21 protein-coding genes are annotated in these 22,914 nt (G+C 66.4%); 13 read left to right on the top strand and 8 right to left on the bottom strand.

All coding sequences use genetic code 11. The features are described 5' to 3' along the window. The first annotated feature begins 317 nt into the window (after positions 1 to 317). Positions 318 to 1,700: an SLC13 family permease gene (locus ACFTWF_RS22140; protein WP_378463322.1), complete on the top strand. Its 1,383-nt coding sequence runs from the start codon at positions 318 to 320 to the stop codon at positions 1,698 to 1,700. Positions 1,701 to 1,784: 84 nt separating this feature from the next. On the opposite strand, the gene ACFTWF_RS22145 is transcribed toward ACFTWF_RS22140, so the two are convergent. Genes ACFTWF_RS22145 through ACFTWF_RS22155 form a run of 3 tightly spaced genes read right to left on the bottom strand, consistent with a single transcriptional unit; the run spans position 1,785 to position 4,876 of the window. Continuing rightward, positions 1,785 to 2,663 (bottom strand): hypothetical protein, encoded by an 879-nt coding sequence (locus ACFTWF_RS22145; RefSeq protein WP_378463323.1) that lies wholly within the window; start codon positions 2,661 to 2,663, stop codon positions 1,785 to 1,787. 31 nt (positions 2,664 to 2,694) lie between these two features. Next, positions 2,695 to 3,657, bottom strand: coding sequence for an HpcH/HpaI aldolase/citrate lyase family protein (locus ACFTWF_RS22150; RefSeq protein ID WP_378463324.1), 963 nt, complete (start codon positions 3,655 to 3,657; stop codon positions 2,695 to 2,697). A 25-nt stretch (positions 3,658 to 3,682) separates the two neighbouring features. Continuing rightward, entirely contained in the window at positions 3,683 to 4,876 is a 1,194-nt protein-coding gene (locus ACFTWF_RS22155) for a CaiB/BaiF CoA transferase family protein (protein WP_378463325.1), read from the bottom strand. A 169-nt stretch (positions 4,877 to 5,045) separates the two neighbouring features. Between ACFTWF_RS22155 and ACFTWF_RS22160 the strand changes: the two genes are divergently transcribed. From ACFTWF_RS22160 to ACFTWF_RS22185, 6 genes are all read left to right on the top strand, one after another. Then, positions 5,046 to 5,870, top strand: coding sequence for an enoyl-CoA hydratase/isomerase family protein (locus tag ACFTWF_RS22160; RefSeq protein ID WP_378463326.1), 825 nt, complete (start codon positions 5,046 to 5,048; stop codon positions 5,868 to 5,870). Then, on the top strand, positions 5,867 to 7,093 hold the full coding sequence (locus tag ACFTWF_RS22165) for a CoA transferase (RefSeq protein WP_378463327.1): 1,227 nt from the start codon (positions 5,867 to 5,869) through the stop codon (positions 7,091 to 7,093). The genes ACFTWF_RS22160 and ACFTWF_RS22165 overlap by 4 nt, the downstream gene beginning before the upstream one ends. A gap of 115 nt (positions 7,094 to 7,208) precedes the next feature. Then, the gene (locus ACFTWF_RS22170; RefSeq protein ID WP_378463328.1) at positions 7,209 to 7,952 is read left to right on the top strand and encodes a GntR family transcriptional regulator; all 744 of its coding nucleotides are present in this window, start codon (positions 7,209 to 7,211) and stop codon (positions 7,950 to 7,952) included. Positions 7,953 to 8,121: 169 nt separating this feature from the next. Beyond that, positions 8,122 to 9,465 carry a TRAP transporter large permease subunit gene (locus ACFTWF_RS22175; RefSeq protein ID WP_378463329.1) on the top strand — a complete coding sequence of 448 codons (1,344 nt, stop codon included), beginning with the start codon at positions 8,122 to 8,124 and terminating at the stop codon, positions 9,463 to 9,465. Between the two features lie 23 nt (positions 9,466 to 9,488). Continuing rightward, a complete protein-coding gene (locus ACFTWF_RS22180) occupies positions 9,489 to 9,809 on the top strand; it encodes a hypothetical protein (protein WP_378463330.1) in 321 nt (106 codons plus the stop codon). Continuing rightward, positions 9,806 to 10,699, top strand: a complete 894-nt coding sequence (locus ACFTWF_RS22185) for an HpcH/HpaI aldolase/citrate lyase family protein (RefSeq protein ID WP_378463331.1) — start codon at positions 9,806 to 9,808, stop codon at positions 10,697 to 10,699. Before ACFTWF_RS22180 ends, ACFTWF_RS22185 begins: the two co-directional genes overlap by 4 nt. 126 nt (positions 10,700 to 10,825) lie before the next feature. On the opposite strand, the gene ACFTWF_RS22190 is transcribed toward ACFTWF_RS22185, so the two are convergent. The 5 genes from ACFTWF_RS22190 to ACFTWF_RS22210 form a co-directional block, all read right to left on the bottom strand. After that, positions 10,826 to 11,668, bottom strand: a complete 843-nt coding sequence (locus ACFTWF_RS22190) for a MaoC family dehydratase N-terminal domain-containing protein (protein ID WP_378463332.1) — start codon at positions 11,666 to 11,668, stop codon at positions 10,826 to 10,828. A 191-nt stretch (positions 11,669 to 11,859) separates the two neighbouring features. Continuing rightward, entirely contained in the window at positions 11,860 to 12,729 is an 870-nt protein-coding gene (locus tag ACFTWF_RS22195) for a LysR family transcriptional regulator (RefSeq protein WP_378463333.1), read from the bottom strand. Between the two features lie 377 nt (positions 12,730 to 13,106). Next, positions 13,107 to 14,579, bottom strand: coding sequence for an aldehyde dehydrogenase (locus ACFTWF_RS22200; protein WP_378463334.1), 1,473 nt, complete (start codon positions 14,577 to 14,579; stop codon positions 13,107 to 13,109). Between the two features lie 30 nt (positions 14,580 to 14,609). Then, positions 14,610 to 15,224, bottom strand: coding sequence for a thiamine pyrophosphate-dependent enzyme (locus ACFTWF_RS22205; RefSeq protein ID WP_378463335.1), 615 nt, complete (start codon positions 15,222 to 15,224; stop codon positions 14,610 to 14,612). Then, complete coding sequence (locus ACFTWF_RS22210) at positions 15,221 to 15,754, bottom strand: phosphonopyruvate decarboxylase (protein ID WP_378463336.1); 534 nt, start codon at positions 15,752 to 15,754, stop codon at positions 15,221 to 15,223. The genes ACFTWF_RS22205 and ACFTWF_RS22210 overlap by 4 nt, the downstream gene beginning before the upstream one ends. A gap of 416 nt (positions 15,755 to 16,170) precedes the next feature. On the opposite strand from ACFTWF_RS22210, the gene ACFTWF_RS22215 reads away from it, so the two are divergent. The 6 genes from ACFTWF_RS22215 to ACFTWF_RS22240 all read left to right on the top strand — a co-directional run bounded on the left by ACFTWF_RS22215 (position 16,171) and on the right by ACFTWF_RS22240 (position 22,783). After that, complete coding sequence (locus tag ACFTWF_RS22215) at positions 16,171 to 17,571, top strand: MFS transporter (RefSeq protein ID WP_378463337.1); 1,401 nt, start codon at positions 16,171 to 16,173, stop codon at positions 17,569 to 17,571. Between the two features lie 58 nt (positions 17,572 to 17,629). Continuing rightward, on the top strand, positions 17,630 to 18,289 hold the full coding sequence (locus ACFTWF_RS22220; RefSeq protein ID WP_378463338.1) for a response regulator transcription factor: 660 nt from the start codon (positions 17,630 to 17,632) through the stop codon (positions 18,287 to 18,289). A gap of 6 nt (positions 18,290 to 18,295) precedes the next feature. Beyond that, complete coding sequence (locus ACFTWF_RS22225) at positions 18,296 to 19,741, top strand: sensor histidine kinase (RefSeq protein WP_378463339.1); 1,446 nt, start codon at positions 18,296 to 18,298, stop codon at positions 19,739 to 19,741. After that, a complete protein-coding gene (locus tag ACFTWF_RS22230) occupies positions 19,734 to 20,660 on the top strand; it encodes a TAXI family TRAP transporter solute-binding subunit (RefSeq protein WP_378463340.1) in 927 nt (308 codons plus the stop codon). Before ACFTWF_RS22225 ends, ACFTWF_RS22230 begins: the two co-directional genes overlap by 8 nt. A 143-nt stretch (positions 20,661 to 20,803) precedes the next feature. Then, on the top strand, positions 20,804 to 21,994 hold the full coding sequence (locus tag ACFTWF_RS22235) for a CaiB/BaiF CoA transferase family protein (RefSeq protein ID WP_378463341.1): 1,191 nt from the start codon (positions 20,804 to 20,806) through the stop codon (positions 21,992 to 21,994). Between the two features lie 9 nt (positions 21,995 to 22,003). Further along, positions 22,004 to 22,783 (top strand): alpha/beta fold hydrolase, encoded by a 780-nt coding sequence (locus ACFTWF_RS22240; protein ID WP_378463342.1) that lies wholly within the window; start codon positions 22,004 to 22,006, stop codon positions 22,781 to 22,783. The last annotated feature ends 131 nt before the right edge of the window (positions 22,784 to 22,914 follow it).

Here is a 22,914-nt window from a genome sequence, read left to right on the forward strand (position 1 = left end):
AGGCTGACTTAAATGTCGATGACACCCGGAGGGTACGAGCGCCCACGACGACAGGCAGGCCAGCGCCCCGGCCCGCGAGACAGGCTGACTTTAGCTGAACTAAACCCCCGGATAGAAACTCGACATTGTTCTGAAGAACTGTCGTCTCTAACGTGATGTAGGCCATGATCGACGAGAGGATGTGACATGCGAATCCCGAGCCAGTTGCCCGACAGCGAAGGTGCCGGACGGAAGTCGCGAGCCCTGCGAGTTCCTTCGACAGGAACAGCCGTCGACCCGGCAGGCGCCCCTGCCGCACTGCAAGCGAAAGAACGACCATGACCTCCATCGAGATAGTCCCCCTGATCGCTCTGGTCGCGATGTTCGTGATCGCCACGATCTTCCCCATCAACATCGGAATCCTCGGCTTCATCGGCGCATTCCTTGTCGGCGCCTTCGCACTCGGCTACGACGACAAGGAAATCCTGGAGGCGTTCCCGAGTTCGATCGTCCTGACGATCATCGGCGTCACCTACTTCTTCGGCATGGCCAAGAGGAACGGCACGATCGATCTCCTCGTCAACGCCTGCATCCGCGCGGTCGGTGGCCGGACGGTCGTCGTTCCCTGGGTGTTCTTCTTCTCCGCGTCGGTGCTGACCGCCCTGGGTACGTTCAGTCCGGCTGCGGTGGCACTGATCTCGCCCGCCGCGATGTCCTTTGCCGCCCGCACCCGGATGAGTCCGCTCGTGATGGGCATCCTGACGATCAACGGCGCCCATGCCGGCGCATTCTCACCGATCTCGGTCTCCGGTGTCCTCGTCACCGACATCGTCAAGTCCAGCGGTCTGTCCATCCCTCCGTGGACGCTGTTCTTCGCCAGCTACGGCATCAACCTGCTGCTGTCGGTGCTGACCGTGGTCGGATACTCGGTTCTCGCCCGAGTCCGGGATCTGGAGTACACCGCCACCGGCACCAGCGACGGAACCGTCGGTGCACAAACGAATCCCACCGGAGGTACGGCACCCGACTGGGCACCGGCCGGCGGTGCGGGCGCGTCCGGCGGGACGCAGGTACTCACCCGTGAGCGCAGGTCGACGAGCATCGTGCCCGACGCGGACCCCGTGACCGCCGTCCAGAAACTCACCCTCGTCCTCATCGCGGCCGTCCTCGTCCTGGTGCTGGTCCTGCACCTGCCGATCAGCTTCGTCGCCATTGCTGCCGGAGCGATTCTCGCCTTCACCGACCTGTCGAAGCAGAACGAAGCCATCGCCGGCATCAGCTGGTCCACCGTTCTTCTCGTCGCCGGAATGGTCACCTACATCTCGGTGATGGAGGACATGGGCACCATCGACCATCTCGCCCAGATGGCGATCACCGTCGGCGCGCCGCTGCTGGTCGCGTTCGTACTCTGCTACGTCATCGGAGTCACGTCGGCGTTCGCATCGTCGACCGCACTGCTCACCGCCATCATTCCCCTCGCCCTTCCGCTCCTGCAGACCGGCGCGCTCCCGGTCGTCGGTGTCGTCGCAGCCCTGGCCATTTCGGCGACCGTCGTCGATGTGTCCCCGTTCTCGACCAACGGCGCGCTCGTTCTCGCCAACGCCCAGAACATCGAGCGGCCCGCGTTCTACCGCCAGCTCCTGCTCAACGCGGGCATCGTCGTCGCCGTCGCACCGGCACTCTGCTGGCTCATCCTGGTCGTCGTCCCGGCGCTGTTCTAGGAACAAGAGAAAACCGCGACCGCCACCCCACCCGGGGTGGCGGTCGCATGCGTGTGCGAGGTCTCCGGACCACTAACGGGGTCGTCAGGTGTATGTGCCGGTGGCGGTGGCGTGGACGCGCCCACCGCCGGAGGTGATCGCCAACTCGACGCCGGCCGAATTCGGTGTGGGAGTGCCCTCGACGCGAAACCGGTCCTCCAGGATCACAGGCTGCCTCAGGCGGAACTCGAAGCTGCGCAATGTCTTGTCGTCGGATCGCCGACGGCAGAGTTCGGCCATGTAGACGGCCAGCAACGGGCCGTGGACGACGAGTCCGGGGTAACCCTCCGTGCCCGTGGTGTACGGGTGGTCGTAGTGGATGCGGTGTGCGTTGGCGGTGAGCGCGCTGAATCGGAACAGCAGGGCGGTATCGGGATGTGGCTCGGCGGTCCAGGGCGCGGTCGGCGGCGGGAGCGGCTCGGAACTGCGGGTGAAACTGGTGGTCGATCCGATGTCGCTGCGGTAGACCAGGTTCTGTTCTTCGACGAGGGCGGTGTCCCCGTCCTGTCGGTATTCACTGCGTTCGGTGACGAACAGCAGATCGCCGGTGCGGCCGGTCTTGGGTTGGATGCGGGCGATGCTGGTGTGTTTGGTAGCCGGACTCCCGAGCCGCAGGGGCCGGTGTTGTTCGATCCGGGAGCCGGCGAACATCCTGCGGCGGTGTGGGATCGGTGGCAGGAAGTGACCGTTGCGAGGGTGGCCGTCCGCGCCGAGATCGCCCGCATTCGGCCAGTCGAGGAAGTACAGCCACTGCCACAGCAGGGGGAGAACAGTCCCTTCGGTGAACGTGTCGCCGGAATCGAGCGCGGCGGCCAGGTTGCACGCGGGTTCAGGAGAAAGGGAGTCGCGGCGGTCCACTCGACGTGGGTGCCATCCGGTGACGAACTGCGAGAGTCCGGAGTGGCCGGGAACGGTATGTGTCACGGTGTCCTCGAGAAAGATCGGTGAGCGTGGGTCACGGAGTCGGGGGCGCCCACGGTTGGAGCCGGGCCATTCCCGCGGCGCGACCCTTGCCTGCGAGAGAGAGCGCGAGTTTGCGGGACGCTTCGTCGATCATCTCGTCGTCGAGCGTCGCCGCTCCGCGGGCGCCGCCGGCCGCGGAGGTGTGCCAGGCGTAGGCGTCGAGGATGTTCTCGGCATGGTCGTAGTCGGCCTGGGACGGGGTGAAGATCGCGTTGGCAGCGTCGATCTGACTCGGGTGCAGAACCCACTTGCCGTCAAATCCGAGCGCGGCGACCTGGGAGGCGGTGCGACGGAAGCCGTCGAGGTCGCGGATTCCGGCGTACGGCCCGTCGATGGCCTGCAGGCCGTTGGCGCGGGCGGCCATGAGGATGGACATGAACACGTGGTGGAATGCGTCGGCGATTTCGTATCCGGGCGGCTGCTCGCCGATGGTCAAGGACTTCATGTTGATACTGGCCATGAAGTCGCCGGGGCCGAAGATGATCGTCTCGAGCCGCGGTGAGGCCTTCGCGATGTCGTAGACGTTGATCAGCCCCTGGGCGTCCTCGATCTGCGCTTCGATTCCGATCCGGCCGACGTCGAGGCCCTCGGCCTTCTCGAGTTGGGTGAGCAGCAGATCCAGGGCCTGGACGTGTGCGGCGCCGCAGACCTTGGGGAGCACGACGGCGTCGAGTTCCGACCCGGCCCCGGTCACGACCTCGATGACGTCGGTGTAGGTCCACGGGGTCGTCCAGTCGTTCACGCGTACAGCGCGGATCGTGTCCTTCCACCCGCCCTGGTTCAGCGCGGCGACCACGTTCTTGCGCGCCTCGGGTTTGACCGCGGGCGCGCAGGCGTCCTCGAGGTCGAGGAGCACCTGATCGGAGTCGAGGGTCCGGGCCTTGTCGAGCATCTTGCGGCTCGATGCGGGGACGGCGAGATTGGAGCGGCGCGGCCGCAGGGTGCGTGTCGTCATTCGAATTCCTTTGCCGTGTGCCGGATCAGATGATTCCGGCGTCCTGCAGGGCGGAGATGTTGTCGGCGGGCAGGTCGAGGAACTTGCCGTAGACGTAGTCGTTGTCCTCACCGACGTTGCGGCCGAGGTGGTCGATGCGGCCGGGGCTGTCGGACAGGCGGGCGACCGGGGCCTGGACGCGCACGACACCGAGGTCCTCGTCGGGGACGGGCACGAAGGTGTTCCGGGCGATCATCTGCGGGTCGTTCATCAGCTGTTCGGCGTCGTAGACCGGGCCCGCGGCGACTCCGTGTTCGTCGAAGCGGCGCAGCACCTCGTCGAGTGGCAGTGAACGCACCCAGTCGGCGACCAGGCCGTCGACCTCGTGGCGGTTGGCGACCCGGCGCAGGGGTTCGGAGAATTCCGGGTCGTCGCGCAGTTCGGGGCGGCCGATGGCGTCGAAGACGCGCAGGGCGAGCTCCGGGGAGCTGCCGGACAGGGCGAGCCAGTGACCGTCGGAGGTCTGGTAGGTGTTGCGGGGCACGCTGATCGCCCACTTGTTGCCGGTGCGCACGGGCGAGACACCGAGCTGGTCGAAGGTGAGGGTGGCCTGCTCGATGAACCGGGCCAGCGGCTCGACCAGGCTGAGGTCGACGAGTTGTCCGCGACCGGTGATGGTGCGGTGGTGGACGGCGAGCATGGTGGCGAAGGCGCCATGCACGGCGGCGGTGCAGTCGGCGAGCATGAAGCCGGGCAGGGTGGGGGTGCCATCCGGTTCGCCGGTGATATGAGAGAAGCCGCTCATGGCCTCGCCGATGGTGCCGAATCCGGGTTTGTCGCTATAAGGTCCGCCGGCTCCGTAGCCGGTGACGTGCACCATGATCAGGCCCGGATTGCGTTCGGCCAGTTCGTCATAGGTCAGCCCCCACTTGGCGAGGGTGGACGGGCGCGCGTTGACGATGACGATGTCGGCGCGGGCCGCCATGTCCTTGAACAGTGCCTGACCTTCGGGCTTGCGCAGGTTGAGCGACGCCGCGCGCTTGTTGCGGCCCAGGCTTTTCCACATCAGGTTGACGTCGCCCTTCATCGAACCCCACTGCCGGATCGGGTCTCCGGAGCCGGGCTGTTCGATCTTGATCACGTCGGCGCCGTATTCGCCGAGGTAGGTCGCCATCATCGGGCCGGCAACGAGGGTGGCGGCATCGATGACGGTCAGGCCGGACAGTGGTCCTGCATTCATGGGGTCTCCCGGGGTGGTGTGCGGCGGTGACGCGGACCGCGCCCCACTAACAATCGTCGGATTATGGATTTTGGATCCAGAACGATGGTAGCGTCGGTCACATTCACCGCGCAAGCCCCGTCCGGCCACGCGCATCGGCACCTCCACCCGACTACGAAACGGAACCACCATGACCCCATCACCCGAGCCCGGTGGCCGAACCCACTACCGCCGCGACGGCCACGTCGCCGTCATCGAACTCGACAATCCCCCGCTCAACGTCGTCTCGCTCGCGATGACGGCGTCCCTGGAGCGGCACCTCGCCCGCGCCGCCGACGATCCCGACGTCCGTGCTCTAGTTATCACCGGCCGCGGAGACCGTGCCTTCTGCGCGGGTTCCGACATCGGGGAATTCGACGACTACATGAGCCCGGGCAGGGTCGTCGAGTTGAAGTTGCGGCACCAGAACGAAGTCTTCGATCGCCTGGAGAACCTGCCCAAGCCGACGGTGGCGGCACTCAACGGCCTCGCCTACGGCGGCGGCCTGGAGATCGCACTGTGCTGCGATCTGATCGTCTCCGCACCGCAGACGAAGGTGGCGCTGCCGGAGACCCGGCTCGGCGTGTTCCCCAGCAGCGGGGGGCCGATCCGGCTCGCCCGCCGCATCGGCCCGGCCCGGGCGAAGTACCTGATCTTCACCGCCGACCCGATCGACGCGCGCACCGGCTACGACTACGGCCTGGTCAACGAGTTGGTCGAGGAGGGCGACGTCGTCGAGGCCGCCCTACGGCTGGCGCATCGCCTCGCCGCCGGACCGCGGATCGGACTGGCTGCGGCGAAGGAACTGATCAACCGCTCCCAGAGCGCCGACGCGCAGTCGCTGCGGGAGACCTCCCTCGCGTTCAGCGACCGGGCGTTCAGCTCCGCCGAATGCGCCGCCGGCGTGCACGCCTTCCGCACCCGCACCGCCCCGAACTTCGCCGACGCCGACCGGATCGCCGAGGCGGCGCGATGAACGCCGGACCCCTCGCCGGCCTGCGGGTCGTCGAGATCTCGGCGTTCGTGGCCGCACCGCTGTGCGGGATGACCCTGGCCCAGCTCGGCGCCGAGGTCATCCGGATCGACCCGATCGGCGGCAACATCGACGTCAACCGGTGGCCGCTGACCGCCGAGGGCAACAGCATCTATTGGTCGAGCCTGAACAAGGGCAAGAAGTCGATCACCCTGGACCTCAAATCGGACGAGGGACAGCGGTTGGCGACGGAGTTGATCTGCGCACCCGGCAACGGCGCGGGGATCGTCGTGACCAACCTGCCCACCCGCGGCTGGCTCGACTACGACACACTGCGGGCACTCCGCCCCGACGTCATCGCGGTCACCCTCACCGGCAACCACGACGGCACCCCCGCGGTCGACTACACCGTCAACCCGTCCAGCGGCTTCCCCACCGCCACCGGTCCCGCGGACGGTGTGACCAACCACGTCCTCCCGGCCTGGGACGTCGCCGCCGGCCTCTACCTCGCCCTGGCCGTGGTCGGTGCCGAACGGGAACGACAGCGCACCGGAGAGGGGCAGTCGGTGACCCTCGCGCTCTCCGACGTCATGCTGGCGACCGTCGCCAACCTCGGCTACGTCGCCGAGGTGCAGGTCAACGGCACCGGACGCGAGCCCACCGGAAACCACGTCTACGGCGCCTTCGGGCGCGATTTCGCCACCGCCGACGGGCGTCGCATCATGATCGCGGCGATGACCGGACGGCAATGGGCCGCGATCACCACGGCCACCGGCCTCGCCGAGCGACTGGCGCACATCGAGCCGATGCTGGGTGTCGACCTGTCCACCGACGGCGGCCGCTACCAGGCCCGCGACGCCATCGCTACCGTCCTGACCCCCTGGTTCGCTGCGCGCACACTCTCCGACGTCGAGGAGCTGTTCACCCGGCACCACGTACTTCACAGTGTGTACCGCGATTTCGGACAGCTGGTCACCGAGGACCCCCGCTGCTCGGCCGCCAATCCGCTCTTCGCCGAGGTCGACCAACCCGGGATCGGCACGGTCCTCACCCCGCGCAGCCCCCTGGCCTTCGGACGGGGCGAACCCGGCCCCGCCGCCGCCCCGGTCCTCGGCGCCGACACCACCAGCGTCCTCACCGGCCACCTCGCCCGGACATTCGAGCAGGTCAACGCGCTTCTGAACTCGGGGGCCGTGTCCGATTCGTCCTGTGGTGTCGCGCCATGAAATCCGCGGTTGTGCTCCAAGTCACCCTCACGTATAGTCATTTCTGGATCCAGAATCCAAAATACAAAGTCCGCTAAATGGGAGTTTTCCCTCCTTCCGCCCTTAGGATGAAAAGGTGTCCACTCTTGATACGCGCCCCCTGATCGACCGGATCGCCGACGAGCTCCGCGCCCGAGTCATGGACGGCCGGCTGAAGCCCGGTCAGCGCGTCCGCCAGGAAGACCTCGCCGCACAATTGGGGGTCAGCCGGACACCGCTGCGGGAGACGTTCCGCCGACTCGAATCGGAAGGATGGTTCGTCACCCACGCCCGCCAGGGTGTGGTCGTCGCCGGACTGTCGCTCCCCGAGGTTATCGAGTTGGCCACCGCCCGGTTGGCACTCGAGCCGACGGCAGCACGCATCGCCGCAGTCACCCACGACGACGCCGCGCACGCCCGGCTCGCCCAGCTGATCGAACAGCGTCATTCCAGCGAAATCGAGTCACGGCCCGGGGAATTTCAGGAAGTCAATCGGGAATTCCACCTCGAGATCTACGGCGCCTACACCGGCCACATGTCCGAACTGGGCAGGCAGACTCGACTGGTCTGGGAGAAATTCGCCCGCTACCGCCTCTACTACTGGCAGGACCGCCAGCACGTGTGCCTGTCCACCGATGCGCATCGCAAGATCGCGGACCTGTGGTCCCGGCGCGACGGGGACGGCACCGAACTCGCACTGGCGCAACACATTTTCGACGCGATCGTCGATCAAATCGAATCCCTCGGTGGCGGCGAACACGCCCCCGACCCCGGGCTGCTGACCATCGCCGCACGATACGGACTCGACGATCGACTCAGGAGCATGAGCGCGGCGGGCTGATACCCCACCGCCGACAGGACACACCCCGGGCGGGCGCTCTCCACATCTTCACATCCTCGAAATCGGCTTCCTTACAGCCGATTCCATAGCCCACACCCTGGCGGTGTATTTCGGCGACCCCGAAAACACCCACCCCAGCCCTGCCTCTCCGGCAAGAAAGGGTCGCGAAGTGTCCATTGCACTCGTCGCGCTCGCGGTCTATCTGGCCAGCGTCATCCTGTTGATCTCCCTGTTGAAACGCCCCGTCGGTGAATCGATGGTCGTCTCGTTCCTGATCCTGTGCGCCTTCGCCGGCACCCAGGCCCCCGCACTCGCCTGGGAATCGCTGTCCACCGCCGCGATGAACCCGATCGTGTTCTCGGTGATCGTGTTCGTCTTCCTCGGCGCCCTGTTCGAACGCACCGGCATCATCAACCGGCAGATCGACATCCTCAACTCCCTGCTCGGACGCATCCCCGGCGGCGCCGGGTACGTGTCGACCATCTCCTCGGCGCTTTTCGGGGCCGTCTCGCACGGCGGTTCCGCCAACGCCGCCGCCGTCGGATCGGTGACCGTGCCGTGGATGAAGCGCTCGGGTTGGCCCAGTCACGTGGCCGCCACCCTCGTCGCCGGGAACTCGGGCATCGGGCACGTCATCCCGCCCAGCCCCTCGATGCTCCTGCTGCTCGGCATGGCCGCCGTCTCCCCGGTGGCGAACATCGGATCGGTGTTCCTGCCCCTGATGGTCGCCGCCGGCTGGCTGCTGGCCTACCGTTTGCTCGTCACGCTGTTCTTCGTGCGCCGCTACAAGGTCGCCGCCGTCGACCGGTCCGAACTGCTGCCCCTGCGCACCGCCCTGCGCAACGGCTACCTCACCCTGCTGGTGTTCCTCGGCATCCTCATCCCCCTGCTGATCACCATCGGCCCCGTCCACGGCTACCTCGAGAGCGCGATCGGCGCCGGCCCCACCAAGGCCATCAACATCGTCGTGTGGATCCCGATCCTGATGCTGATCGTCACCGCACTGCTGGGCATCGGTAACCTGCCGCACCGCCCCCGCGAGGTCGCCCGCTTCGTCGCCAACACCGCCCCTTCCTTCGTCGCCGTCGGCGCCACCGTCCTGTTCGCCTTCGCCGCATCCGAGGCCTTCACCGCACTCGGACTCGGCGACGCCGTCGAATCCCTGCTCGGCAACCTCGACGCGAACCCGATCGTCCTGCTCCTCGTCATCGGTATCGTGCTCGTCCTGGTGGCCGGTCCCCTGCCCGCCGCAGCGACCACCGCAACCCTGGGCAGCGTCGCCTTCGTGACACTGACCGACGCCGGAATCGGCGTCGCCGCCGCCATCGCCGCCATCTTGATCTTCGTCTCCACCGAAGGCGCCTCACCCCCGGCCGGAGCCCCGATCTACATCGCCTCCGGGCAAGCGAAAACCAACCCCGTCAAGACCTTCGTGCCCTTGGTCGCCCTCTACGTGGTGCCGTTCATCGCACTGGGTGTGCTCATCGGCTCCGGCATCCTGCCCATCGCATGACCGACCAGAAAGCGCTCGAGACCATGTCCACACACCAGCGCACCAACCACACCGTCGACAGCAACGACGCCACCGACAGTCCGACCCCGCCGGCCTCACTGTGGTACCGCATCCTGCGCACGATCTTCACCACCGCGATGACCGTCACCGTCCTCGGCGGCATCCTCGCCGTGGCCGGGCAGGCCCTCGGGCTGGTCGTCAGCTCCGGCCCGGTGGTTCTCTTCTTCGCGAACTACCCGTCCAAGGCCGCGTTCATCGCCGCCTCCGTGGTCTGCATCTCCTCGCTGCTGCTGAGCTACTGCAAGGCCTCCAAGTCCGCCCCGCCCGTCGACGACGAAGGATGACCGCCACCGTGAATCCGCTTCGCTCCCTGCTGTTCTGCCCGGCCACCGAACCCACGAAAGTGCTGAAGATCCCGTCCCTGAACGCCGACGCCGCGGCGGTCGACCTCGAAGACGCGGTCAGTGACTCGCACAAGACCGCGGCCCGGGCGACCGCACTCGACACCATCGCCGACCCGATCTTCGACACCAACCCGGTGTACGTGCGCGTCAACGGCTTCGGCACCGGCCGCACCCCCGACGACATCCGCGCGGTCGTGCACCCCAACCTCACCGGCATCGTGCTGGCCAAGACCGACGACGCCGACAGCATCCGCGAAGCGAGTCGCATTCTCGACGAGGCCGAACGCGCCGCCGGACTCCCCGCCGGGCAGATCACGATCCTGCCGCTACTCGAAACCGCCTCCGGCGTGTACCGCGCGGCCGACATCCTCGCCGCCTCCACCCGCATCGAGACCGCCATATTCGGATTCGTCGACTACATGCTCGACGTCGGCATCCACAGCATCGACCACACCCCCGACGCCGAAGAACTGCTCTACGCCCGCTCTGCGGTGGTCATGGCCTGCCGGGTCGCCGGTGTCACCCCACCACTCGACGGTCCCTTCCTCGGCGTCGGCAACCCGGAGGCGTTCCTCCGGCAATGCCGGCAAGCCCGCTCGCTCGGTTACCGCGGCAAGATGCTCATCCACCCGTCCCAGATCGAGTTCTCACACGAAGGCTTCGCCCCCTCCCCCGAAGAAGTCGAACAGGCCCAACGGATCCTCGACCAGTTCGCCGAGGCCGAACGCCGTGGAGTCGGCGCCATCGTCGTCGACGGCCGCCTCGTCGACTACCCCGTCAAGTACCGCGCCGAGCACATCGTGACATCGGCCGCGAACACCGGTTTCTGACAACCCAGACCCGATCCGGTGTGCGGGTACCGGCGAGGACCGGTACCCGCACCCCTGCTCTCGAGTTTCAGCGGCGGCGACAACAGGTCACGCAGAACTGTCAGACCTACGCGGCCGTTGACATCATCAGCATCCGGCGTGCGGGAAAATGGCCTCGGCCTGCATCGACAGCACGCCGTCGTGGCGTCGTGCCCACAGTCGCATGGTGTCACCGTCGCGGCGGCCCTCGATGTGGAACGGGGAGTTCCCAGAGATTGGGGCCAGCCCGCGGAAGCTGAACCGGGTGGGCTGCCGGCCGACGGTGTGGGTTGCCAGGTCGATCAGCAAGGTCGCGGTCAGCGGTCCGTGGAAGACCAGACCGTCATAGCCTTCGACGTCCCGGGCGTAGTCCACGTCATAGTGGATGCGGTGCCCGTTGAAGGTCAGGGCGGAGTACCGGAACAGCGTCACCGGACCCGGAGTCACCTCTTCGGTGATCTCGGCGTCACCGGGTGCGGCCTTCAGCGGCGGTGTCGGCGCGTCGGGGGACGAATCTTCGCGGTAGACGATGTCCTGTTCCTCGGTCACTGCCAGGATCTCACCTGTATAGACCTCGTGCTGGACGGTCACGAAACACAGCGGCCCGGTCCGGCCTTCCTTCTCGACGATGTTGCTGATCGTCGACACCTTGCGGACGGGGGCACCCAAGCGCAGCGGAGCGTGGAAGCTGAATCGTCCACCGGCCCACATCCGTCGAGGAAGTGTGATCGGCGGCAGGAAGCCACCCTTGGCTGGATGCCCATCCCGGCCGAGTTCGCCGGCGGGCTTGGCTTCGAGAAAGTACAACCAGTGCCACAGCGGCGGCAGTGCATCACCGTCGGACAGGTGCGGGATTCGGCCGAGAGTGGACTGCATGAAGCGGGCGGGCTCGGTACGCAGGGTATCCGCGTGCTCCTCGCTGCGTCCCAGCCAATCCTTGACGTCAGACACGATCGGTCTCCTTCGTGTGGTTCTGAATGAATTCTCGGCGGATCCTGGCCGTATCAGCGCGGACGGCGGGTGCCTGCGTGACGACATACTCAGGTTCGCGGCAAAGATGCGGTTGGTAGTGAGGAGTCCTCACGAAATTGCGAATCAGTCGGGGTTGATCGAACAACTCGCGAATTCGCCGCCTGCAGGTGCTACTGGGCATCGAGCCAGCGGGTGAATGCCACCACCGATGTCCACAGCTCCTTGTGCGGTGGGACACTCACGTAGTAGCTCGGCGACGGCGGCAGAAGCTCCTCGTCGATGTCGAACGGGATGCACAATTGCCCCGCAGACAGCATCCCCTCCGCGTTGACGCGATTGCCGAGGGCCACGCCCAAGCTCTGTGCCGCAGCGTCGAACGCATGCAGGGAATACCCGACCGTGAGAAATCGCTGGTCCTTCGCCCAGTCGAAGTCGGAGATCACCGATTTCCACGATGTCAGTCGGCGCTCGGTTTCGATGAGCGTCAACCCTTGTAGCGATGCGAGACTGTCGATCTCATGGTCGGCCACGTAGTCGGGATTGGCGAGCGCCACCATGTCATCCGGCATGAGGCGCCGAGTGGAAAAGTGAGGATCGCTGTCGAACCGGTATTCGATCGCCACATCGATTATCGATTCGTCGGGATCTAGGGTCATCCGATCCATAAGACGCACATCGTATTCCGGATATTCTGCGAAGAAGTCACCCAGCCGCGGCAGTAGCCATTTCGTAGTGAGCGTCGGCGGTGCCGCGATGGTGAGAGTGTCACGTTCCTTTCTCCTGGAGGCAATCGACGTTGCCCGATCGATCGCCTGCAAGGCCGGACTGACCTCCACGAGAAAATCGCGGCCTGTGTCGGTGAGATCGAGGGTGCGACCCCGGCGGATGAACAGCGTCGCACCGAGGTGGGCCTCGAGCTTGGCCAGTTGATGACTCACCGCCGGTGGTGTCACATATAGCTCTTGTGCGGCCTGCCGGACGCTACCCAATCGCGCGACCACCTCGAAGACACGCACAGCAGGCAGTGGGGGAAGTTGCATTTCCTGAAGCCCTCAAGCAATTCGATTGTGGTTCAACTATTTCGACCACTCGGAACGATTTCGATCATCGGGAGTCTGGGCGGTGACTCCCACGCAAGTCCACAACAGTGGTTGCCATCGCAGTACGCGTCGTCGACGTGATTGATCCTATGCACGAGCACTAATTAGCACAAGTGAATGATATGCAACACCCTGTAAAGCACAGCTTTACAGAAGAAGCGGCCCGCCGAATGCAGGCACCGCTCGTGCACCACCCGTCCTGACGATCGAGGGCATGCAAGCTCCTCGACGGAGCAATGGTGTCCGCCGGGGCCGCCCTCTACGCTTTCTGCGGCTGCAGACTGGGAGAACTACTCGGCCTTTCCGATTATCCGCGGTCAGCGGAGAACGAACGGGTTTCCCACGGTCGCTCCGGTGTTGATCCACACGCTCTTGGTTTCGAGGTACTCGTCGATTGCCTCGATGCCGTTTTCGCGGCCGATCCCCGAGTCCTTTACACCACCGAAGGGCAGCATGAAACTCACCGCCCGGTAGGTGTTGACCCACACCGTTCCCGATTCGATCGCCTCGACCAGGCGGAAGGCGCGGGGCAGGTCGGTGGTCCAGACGCCGGCGCCGAGACCGTACTTCGAGTCGTTGGCAATGGCGATCGCCTCGTCTTCGGTGTCGAACGGGATCACCGCGAGCACCGGGCCGAAGACTTCCTCTTGCGCGAGCCGGGACTGATTGCTCACCCCGGTGAACACCGTCGGCTGCACGAACCACCCGCCGCTTCCGGTGTCGGCGACCGCACCGCCAAGCGCGAGGTGAGCGCCCTCGCCGGTGGCGATGTCGATGTACTCGAGCACCTTCCCGTACTGGTCCCGAGTGGTGATCGGACCCACTTGGGTGTCGGGGTCCATCGGATCGCCGATCCGGGCGGTCGAGGCCAGCGCCACCAGCTTGGCGACGACCTCCTCGTGCACCGACCGTTCGACAAGGAGTCGGCTTCCGGCGATGCAGGTCTGGCCGGTCGCGGCGAAGATGCCGGATACGGCGCCGTTGACCGCGGCGTCGAGATCGGCGTCGGCGAAGACGATGTTCGGTGACTTGCCGCCCAGTTCGAGGGACACTCGCTTGAGGCCGCGGGCCGCTGCGGCACCGATGTGCCGTCCGGTGGCATCGGACCCGGTAAAACCCACCTTGCGGACCAGCGGGTGATCGACCAGCGGGCCGCCCACGTCGGGACCGAACCCGGTGACCACGTTGACGACACCGGCCGGCAGACCCGCCTCCTCGAGGATGCGGACGAATACGAGGGTGGAGGCGGAGGTGTACTCGGACGGTTTGACCACCGCCGAACACCCCGCCGCCAGCGCCGGTGCCAGCTTCCAGGTGAGCAGCAGCAGCGGCGAGTTCCACGGGGTGATGATCCCCACGACGCCGATCGGCTCCCGCCGGGTATAGGTGAAGTATCCCGGCTTGTCGACCGGGACGACGCGGCCTTCGATCTTGTCGGCGAGGCCACCGTAGTACCGGTACCACTGGGCGAGATACTGGCACTGGCCCAGCATTTCGGTGTAGAGCTTGCCGTTGTCGCGGACCTCGGTGCGGGCGAGCAGCTCGGCGTTTTCCTCGAGCGCATCGGCGATGCGCTGCAGGACCCGGCCGCGGGCGGTGGGGGTCATGCTCGCCCACGGCCCGGTCGTCATGGCGCGGTGCGCGGCCTGGACCGCGTCCTCCACGTCGTCGGCCTGCCCGCGCGCGATCTGCGCCCACGGCTCACCGGTGAAGGGGTTGTCCGTCTCGAAATACGTCTCGTCCGCGGACGGGCGCCGTTGCCCGTCGATGTGAAGCAGGTAAGTCTGCATGGCGGTGTCTCTCTCGATTCGGCTCGACGATCAGAATGTGTCGAGGCCGAGCGCGGCGCGGAATTTATTCTTCACGGCGGTGCCGTCGCGGGGCGGAAGGGCGCGCGGCGGCTCGGTCTGCTCGATGAAGACCTGGACGAAGGTGGTGCCTTCGCGGGCCTTGACGAACTCCGCCACGCGGTCGACCTCATCGATGTCGCGGACGCGTTCGGTCCGGGCGATTCCGAACGACGAAGCGACGCCTGCCAAGTCGGCACCTAGGCTCGAGTGGCTGCGCTGCATGCCGGTTTCTCCGAAGTGTCCGTTGTCGAGGACGACGATGGTGAGGTTCTTCGGGGCCTTCACGGCGACCGATCCGAGCGCGCCGATGCCCATGAGCTGTTCGCCGTCACCGGTGATGACGACCACCGATTCGTCCGGGCGGGCGAGCGCGAGGCCGAGACCGGTGGGCACGGCCGCGCCCATGGCGCCCCACAGGTAGAAGTTGCGGTCCCGCTCACCCGCCGCGAAGACGTCGTAGGACGGGGACCCGAGACCGGTGACGACCAGCGCCTCCGGCGCCAGGTCGAGCAGTGTCGCGACGAATTCACGCCGGTCGATGCGGTCGCCGGCGAGGGTTCCGATGGTCGAGTTGTGTGCGTTCACTTGCGCTCCCACTTCTTACGTCCGATGAGTCGCTGGCCCAGGAGCACGGCGACGCGCTCACCAGCGAGAAATGCCTGATCGAAGGCGGCGGAGACCACCTCGCCGACCTGATCGGGGTCGTCGACCCGGAACACGGTGATGCCCATCAGCTCGAGCGCCTGCTGGGTCGTCGAGCCCATCGGGATCTGCCACGGATTGAACTCGGCGTACTCACCGCGCATCGTCACCAGCGTGAGGAACGGGAACTTGCACATCTCCAGCAGAGAGAACATGTTGACGCAGTTGCCGACTCCGCTGCTCTGCATGAGCAGGACCGCGCGTTGCCCGCCGAGCCAGGCTCCGCTGACGACGCCGACCCCTTCTTCCTCGGTGGTCAGAACGACGTCTTCGATGCTGGGGTCGGCGATCGCGGCCTGGATCGCGTACGAGTGGCCGGCGTCCGGGACATAGGCGATCTGCTTGACATCTCCCTCACGCAGAACGTCGAACACGGACTTCTGCCAGCCGGGTGCGCTGACTGTGGAATTCATGGGTGCTCCGATTCATTACGATGGGCTCCCATAGATCATGAAACAACATGCCAACATGTAGGTAATAACAACTATTGATGGCAATATCACGCTTTGTTTCACCCAGCAGCTGAGACGTTCGATCATTCTCGGCGGTCGGGGCACCGTTTCCGGTGGCGCCAAGGCACCAGAGGGAGCACGTGCATCGTGACTCCATTCTTGGGCAGTAAGTGAGCGTCTCCTCCGACGGAGACCGCGAACTCGCCACGACCTCGACTGATGATCCCTAGGGCGTCCGCGTCCGGTTCGAAGGCACCCGTGCAGTGCCGTCTAAAGCGAATGTAAGGAAAGCCGGACATCTCTTCCCTCTCGCTGTGGTGGCGACCACATTGGTTTCAGTGCCTATGCACGATCACAGCAGTCGAGGAAGGGACATCATGCGACACACGACTTCGAACCCAGCGTCGTCGACCGGCGAGAGGCGGGTTGTTGCGAACGTGGTTCGCGGCTGCATCGGGAACCTCGTGGAGTGGTACGACTGGTTCGTCTATGCGGCATTCAGTGTGTTCTTCGCGGCATCCTTCTTCCCGCAGAGCAGCACCACTGCCCAGCTGCTTTCCACGGCACTGGTTTTCGCCGTCGGATTCCTCATGCGACCGATCGGCGGCTACATCCTGGGCCGATACGCGGACCGCTACGGGCGGAAGAACGCGCTGACACTGTCGGTGCTCATGATGGCCGCGGGATCGCTGATCATCGCTGCGACACCGAGTTTCGAAGCGATCGGCATGCTCGCCCCGGCACTGCTGGTGACGGCGCGACTGATCCAGGGACTCTCCGTGGGAGGTGAATTCGCCTCCAGCGCCACGTATCTCTCGGAGGTCGCGACCCCCGGCCGCCGCGGCTTCTATTCGAGCTTTCAGTACGTGTCGATCATTCTGGGTCAGCTCGCCGCGCTCGGCGTCCAGATCATTCTGCTGCAGCTTCTCACCATGGACCAGATGCATGCCTGGGGTTGGCGCATTCCGTTCGTCATCGGTGCGGTCGCCGCGGTGACCGTGATGCTGTTCCGGCGAGGGATGGACGAGTCGGACCAGTACAAGGAGGAGGCGGCGGAGATCGCGGCCGAGAAGGCATCCGGCACGAAGCCGTCGGCCAAGCGCGGCACGCTGCGTCTGCTGCTGCAGTACCCGAAGCAACTCGCGATGGTCTTCGGCCTCGCCATCGGCGGTACGGTCGCGTTCTACACGTACACCACCTACCTGCAGAAGTACATGATCAACACCTCCGGGATCGCCCCGGAAACGGTGGCGTGGATCAACTTCGCCGCACTGTTCGTCTACATGCTTCTGCAGCCCGTGGCAGGACTGATCTCCGACCGCATCGGCCGCCGCAAGGTCATGCTGTTCTTCGGCATCGGCTCGACCGTGCTGACCGTGCCGATCCTGACCCTGCTCGGCCACACCACCAACGCGTTCGTCGCGTTCGGCCTGATGATGACCGGACTGGTCATCGTCACCGCCTACAGCGCACTGAGCGCGATCGTCAAGGCGGAACTGTTCCCGACGAAGGTCCGCGCACTCGGTGTCGGCCTCCCCCACGCGATCACCGCCGCCCTGTTCAGCGGCACCGCCGAGCCGCTCGCGCTCGCACTCAAGCAGGCCGGACACGAATCGGCATTCTTCTACTACGTCGTCGGCTGCTCCGCACTGACCCTGATCGCGGCACTGTTCATGACCAAGGGCAAGGGCGGCACCACCCTCGATCCCGCGACGAACGGCACCGCCCGCGACGGCCGCGAGGAGGATCGCGACGGCCGCGAACTCGAGCGTGTCTGATCTCTCCGCCTCCGGCATTGTTCCCCCGGCCCACCGTGGCCGGGGGACAATGCCGGTTATGCGCATCGCGGTGGTCGAGGACGACGACGGCGTCGGCAACGCACTCGTCGCGGGGCTGACCCGGCAGGCGCATCAGCCTGTGCGGATGAAGTTCGGGTCGGAACTGCTGTTGCACCACGGCGAGATGGACTTCGTCCTGCTCGATCTCGGGTTACCGGACCGCGACGGCCTCGAGGTGCTGCGTCAACTCCGCCAGGTCAGCACTGTCCCGGTCATCATCCTGACCGCCCGCGACGACGAGCGCTCGGTGGTGCGCGGGCTGCGCGGCGGCGCCGACGACTACCTGGTGAAGCCGGCGCGGATGTCGGAGCTGTTCGCGCGCATCGAAGTGGTGCGCCGGCGAAGCCTGACCGTCGAAGGCGGCGCTCCACGCGAGGTGGTCACCGGGGATGTCCGCGTCGACCTCGATTCGCGCACCGTCACCGTGGCGGGCACGGACGTGGACCTGACGTCGAAGGAATTCTCCCTTCTCGAGATTCTGCTCGAGAACCCGGGTGCGGCGGTCAGCCGTCAGCAACTGATGGATCGGGTCTGGGGTGACGCGTTCGTCGCGGTCTCCCGCACCCTCGACGTCCACATCGGCACCCTGCGGGCCAAGCTGGACCGGCCCGGGCTGATCAGCACCATCCGTGGTTTCGGCTACCGCTGGGTGTGCTGAAACGATATGCGCCGACGACTGCTCCTGATCCTCGCGATCCTCGGATCCTGCGCGGTCGCAAGTTTCGCGATTCCCCTCGCGATCGCGACCGCGGACTCGCGGACGCAGGAGTTCACCCTCGGCCGTGAGGGCGACATCCAGCGGTTCGCCGTTCTCGCCGAGGAGTACGTCAGAACCGGCGATCCCGCCAGGATCGCCGGCGAGGTCGAGGCGTACGACGACGTGTACGGCGAGGGCGTCCTGGTCGTCTCCACGCGCGGTGTGCCCACCCTCGGCGTGGGCCTCGACGGCAACGACCCCGGAATCGAGGCCGCGATCCGCAGCGGACTGCGCAACGAACGGGTCTCCACCGTCGACAGGCTGTTTCCGTGGAGCGACGACGAGGCGCTGTTCGTCAAACCGGTGGGATCGGGTGCACAGGTGAACGGCACCATCGTCCTGCGCGCCTCGACCGCGGAGGCCCGTTCCGACATCCTCCGGCAGTGGGCCGTGATCGCGGCCGGCGCAGTGCTGGCACTGCTCGCGTTCGGCCTGCTCGCAATCGCCCTGAGCCGCTGGGTACTCGGACCGCTCGCGAACCTGTCCACCGGAATCATGCAACTGATTCGCCGCATGCCCGACGCGAAGGAGCCGCCGACTTCCGAGCCGCCACCATCCGTCCTGCCCGCCACGGCCGCGGGCGGCCCGCCCGAGGTACGCCGGCTCGCGCATTCGTTCGACGTGATGTCCTCGGCCGTTCTCCGGGCCGCGGACGCACAGCAGCGTCTGATCGCCGACACCGCGCACCAGCTGCGGAACCCGCTTGCGGCGTTGCAGTTCCGCCTCGACCTCCTCGACGACGGGATACCGGACGACGCGCGCGAGGATTATCACAGCGTGACCGAGGAGGCCAAACGTCTGCAGACGATCCTCGACAGTCTGCTCTCCCTGGCCTCTGCCGAGACACCACGTTTCGGTGCCGGCCGGTCCGAGGCGAACTGCGATGCGTTGTCGGTGGTCGCCGACCGGGTCGACTTCTGGTCGGTGACGGCCCGGGAACGCGGTGCGCGGCTGACGACCGTCGCGGCACCCGACCTCGACCGTGTTCCGGTCGCGATCGCCGAGAACGATCTGTCCCAGGTGCTCGACGTGCTGATCGACAACGCATCCCGGTACGCGGGCCCGCATCCCACGATCGAGATCGGCGTCGGCGTGGAGCGGTCACCGGACCACCCTCGGGTGTGCGTGTGGGTAGCCGACGACGGCCCGGGCGTCCCGGCGGAACTGCGCGGCAAACTCACCGCCCGCTTCTTCCGGGCCAGCGATCAGGCCGGAACGGGACTCGGCCTGTCCATCGTCGAGGTCGTCGCCGCCGCGTACGGCGGCAGGCTCGCCATCGACGAGGCCCCCGCCGGTGGACTGCGCGTACGCTTGTGGCTCGAACCGCACGTGGAGACGCCCGACGATGATTAACCGGCGACAGTTTCTCGGCGGTGTGGCCGCAGCGGTCGCGCTGTCCGGTTGTGCCCGCGCGCAGCCGTCGGGGACGTACGAGATCGCGTCCGGTGAGCGCGACGGATTCCAGTCCGAGTTCGCGGAGTTGCTTGCGGATACCGCGGCCACGGAGGACGGGGATCTGCGATTGTCGGTGCGCTACACCACCGGTTCGCTGGAGAACCTGTCGCTGCTGGCGTCGGGCGAGGTGCTCGTCGGGCTGACGTTGGCCGACTCCGCTGTCCTGTCGGCCACCCCGATGCTCGCCATCGGCCGAGTGTACGAGAACTATCTCCAGTGCGCGGTGCCCGCGCGCTCACCGATTCGATCGATGAAAGATCTTCGCGGGCAGTCGATCAGTCTCGGCTCCCCGGGGTCCGGGACCGCGCAGACCGGACGGCGGGTGCTCGAGGCGAGCGGGCTGACCGTCGACGACGTCACGGTGCGCCCGGTCTCGCTCACCACCGTCCTCGACTCGCTGAGCGACGGCACGGTCGCGGCCGCGCTGTGGGCCGGGGGTGTGCCCACACCGGCGGCGGTACCGCGGCCCGGGCACGGTCCGGACGGGGGAATCCGGCTGCTCGACCTGTCCGCCGAGTACGTCGAGATGCGCAGGGTCTACGGTCCGATATACGAACCGGTTTCGGTCCCGGCCGGGACGTACGGGGACACTGCCGAGACCGCGACGGTGGGCGTTCCCAGCCTGCTCGTCGCGTCCCCGCAATTACCCGACGCCGTTGCCGGCGCGCTCGTGGATCTTCTCGTCGACAGGGCGCAGGACCTGATTCCCCCCGATACCGTCGGAGCTCAGTTCCTGGACGTCCGGTCGCTGATCCAGACGGCGGGCGTTCCGCGTCATCCGGGGGCAGTCGAGGCGTATCGACGCCATCACGGCTAGACGTTCGTCATGTACGGCCATAACGGCCGACCGTCGCGGATCGGCACCAACCTCAACTACATGTAAAAACTCGGGCCCACCCGATTGACTTGACCTCGCATCAGACTGCAAAATGGCCGTACATTTCGAGGAAGGCTGACTCCATGGCACCGCAGACCGCCCTACCGCTCGCGGGGATCACCGTTGTGAGCATCGAACAAGCCGTTGCCGCACCCTTCGCGACGCGGCAACTGGCCGATCTCGGCGCCCGGGTGATCAAGGTCGAACGTCCCGATACCGGCGACTTCGCGCGGCGGTACGACGAGACCGTGCACGGCGAGTCGAGCTATTTCGTCTGGCTCAACCGTTCCAAGGAATCGCTGACCCTGGATCTGAAGTCCGACGAGGGCCGCGACATTCTCGAAAAGCTGTTGAGTACAGCCGATGTCTTCGTGCAAAACCTGGCTCCGGGTGCGGCGGCCCGGATGAATCTCGACGCCCAGTCGCTCCAGCAGCGCTACCCCACCCTGATTCCATGCGACGTGTCCGGGTACGGCAACACCGGCCCCTGGGCGGATCGCAAGGCCTACGACATGCTCGTCCAGGGCGAATCCGGCCTGATGTCGCTGACCGGTCCCGACGATTGCCCGTCCAAGGCGGGGGTGTCGATCGCGGATATCGCCGCCGGCATGTACGCCTACAGCGGGATCATGTCCGCGCTGTACGCCCGCGCGACCACCGGCACCGCCCGCGCCGTCGAGGTCGCGTTGTTCGAGGCGCTCGGCGAATGGATGGGATCGCCCGCCTATTACACCGAATACGGCGGCCGGCAGCCGAGCCGCGTTGGAGCGCAGCACGCGACGATCGCCCCGTACGGTCCGTTCCCCACCGCCGACGGCACGGTCCTGCTGTCGATTCAGAACGAGCGCGAATGGTCCGCATTCTGCGCCGAAGTCCTCGGCGACGAATCGATCGCGACCGACCCGCGTTTCTGCCGCAACTCCGCGCGGGTGGAGCACCGCGAGGAATGCAACGCGCTGATCTCCGAGCGGACGCGTCTGCTCAGCACCGATGATGCACTCGCCCTGCTCGACAAGGTGTCGATCGCCAACGGGAGACTGGGCTCCGTCTCGGACTTCCTGTCGCACCCCTCCCTGGCAGGCCGTGAGCGGTGGCGTGAGGTGGATACACCGGGCGGCCCGGTTCGGACGCTGATGCCGCCGGCGAACCTCAGTGGCGTGGAACCGCGGTTCGATCCGGTCCCGGCTCTGGGTGCGCACACCGATGCCATCCTGGGAGAGCTCGGCTACACCGATGAGGGTATCTCCAAATTGCGCACCGCAGACACGGTCTGAGGTCCGACAGTGTTCCGAGCAGTGGCGTCCGACGGAACCCCGATCGCGTACCAGGAGTCCGGCGCCGGACCCCCGCTGCTGCTGCTCGCCGGTCAGGCCAACAACCATCACTGGTGGGATCTCGTACGCACGGACTTCGACAGCCACTTCCGTACGGTCACGGTCGACTACCGCGGAACCGGATCGAGCGGAAAACCCGAGACCGATTACAGCACAGAGCTGTTCGCCGAGGATACGATGTGCGTGCTGGACGCGCTCGGCATCGAGACCGCGCACGTCTACGGAACCTCGATGGGAGGCCGGGTAGCGCAGTGGGTCGCCGCGCGTCACCCCCACCGGGTCCGCGCCCTGATTCTCGGCTGCACTTCCCCGGGCGGAACCCATGCGGTGGAGCGAAGCCGCGAGGTGCGCGAGAGCCTGGCGCAACCCGATCCCGAACGGTCACGCCGCGCGCTACTGGAATTGATGTACACGGACGACTGGCTCAGTCGAAATCCAGCCACCTACAACACCCTCGGTGACCCCGACATGCCCGCGCATGCCAAGCTCGCGCATTTGCGGGCCAGCAACGGCCATGACGCTTGGGATGCGCTGCCCTCGATCAACGCGCCGACTCTCGTCCTGCACGGGACCGACGACCTCCTCTCCCCGGTCGACAACGCGCCGCTACTCGCCGAACGGATCCCGGACGCGCGCGTGCAACTGCTCCCGGGCGCGCGGCACGCCTACTTCGAGGAAGAGCGCTCCGTCGCGGGGGCCGCGGCGATCGGCTTTTTCACCGAACGCTGAGTATCCGCTCACGAGGCGACGAGGTGAATTGAGGCGGGTTGGTCGCCGGCTCCTCGCACGCAGTCGGCGGCGGCCTACTCCACCGGACGCGGCATTCTCCTTTGTAATAGCCAACTCCATTACATATCATC

It is taken from the genome of Rhodococcus sp. NPDC056960, from assembly GCF_042674125.1.
Classification (GTDB): domain Bacteria; phylum Actinomycetota; class Actinomycetes; order Mycobacteriales; family Mycobacteriaceae; genus Rhodococcus_F.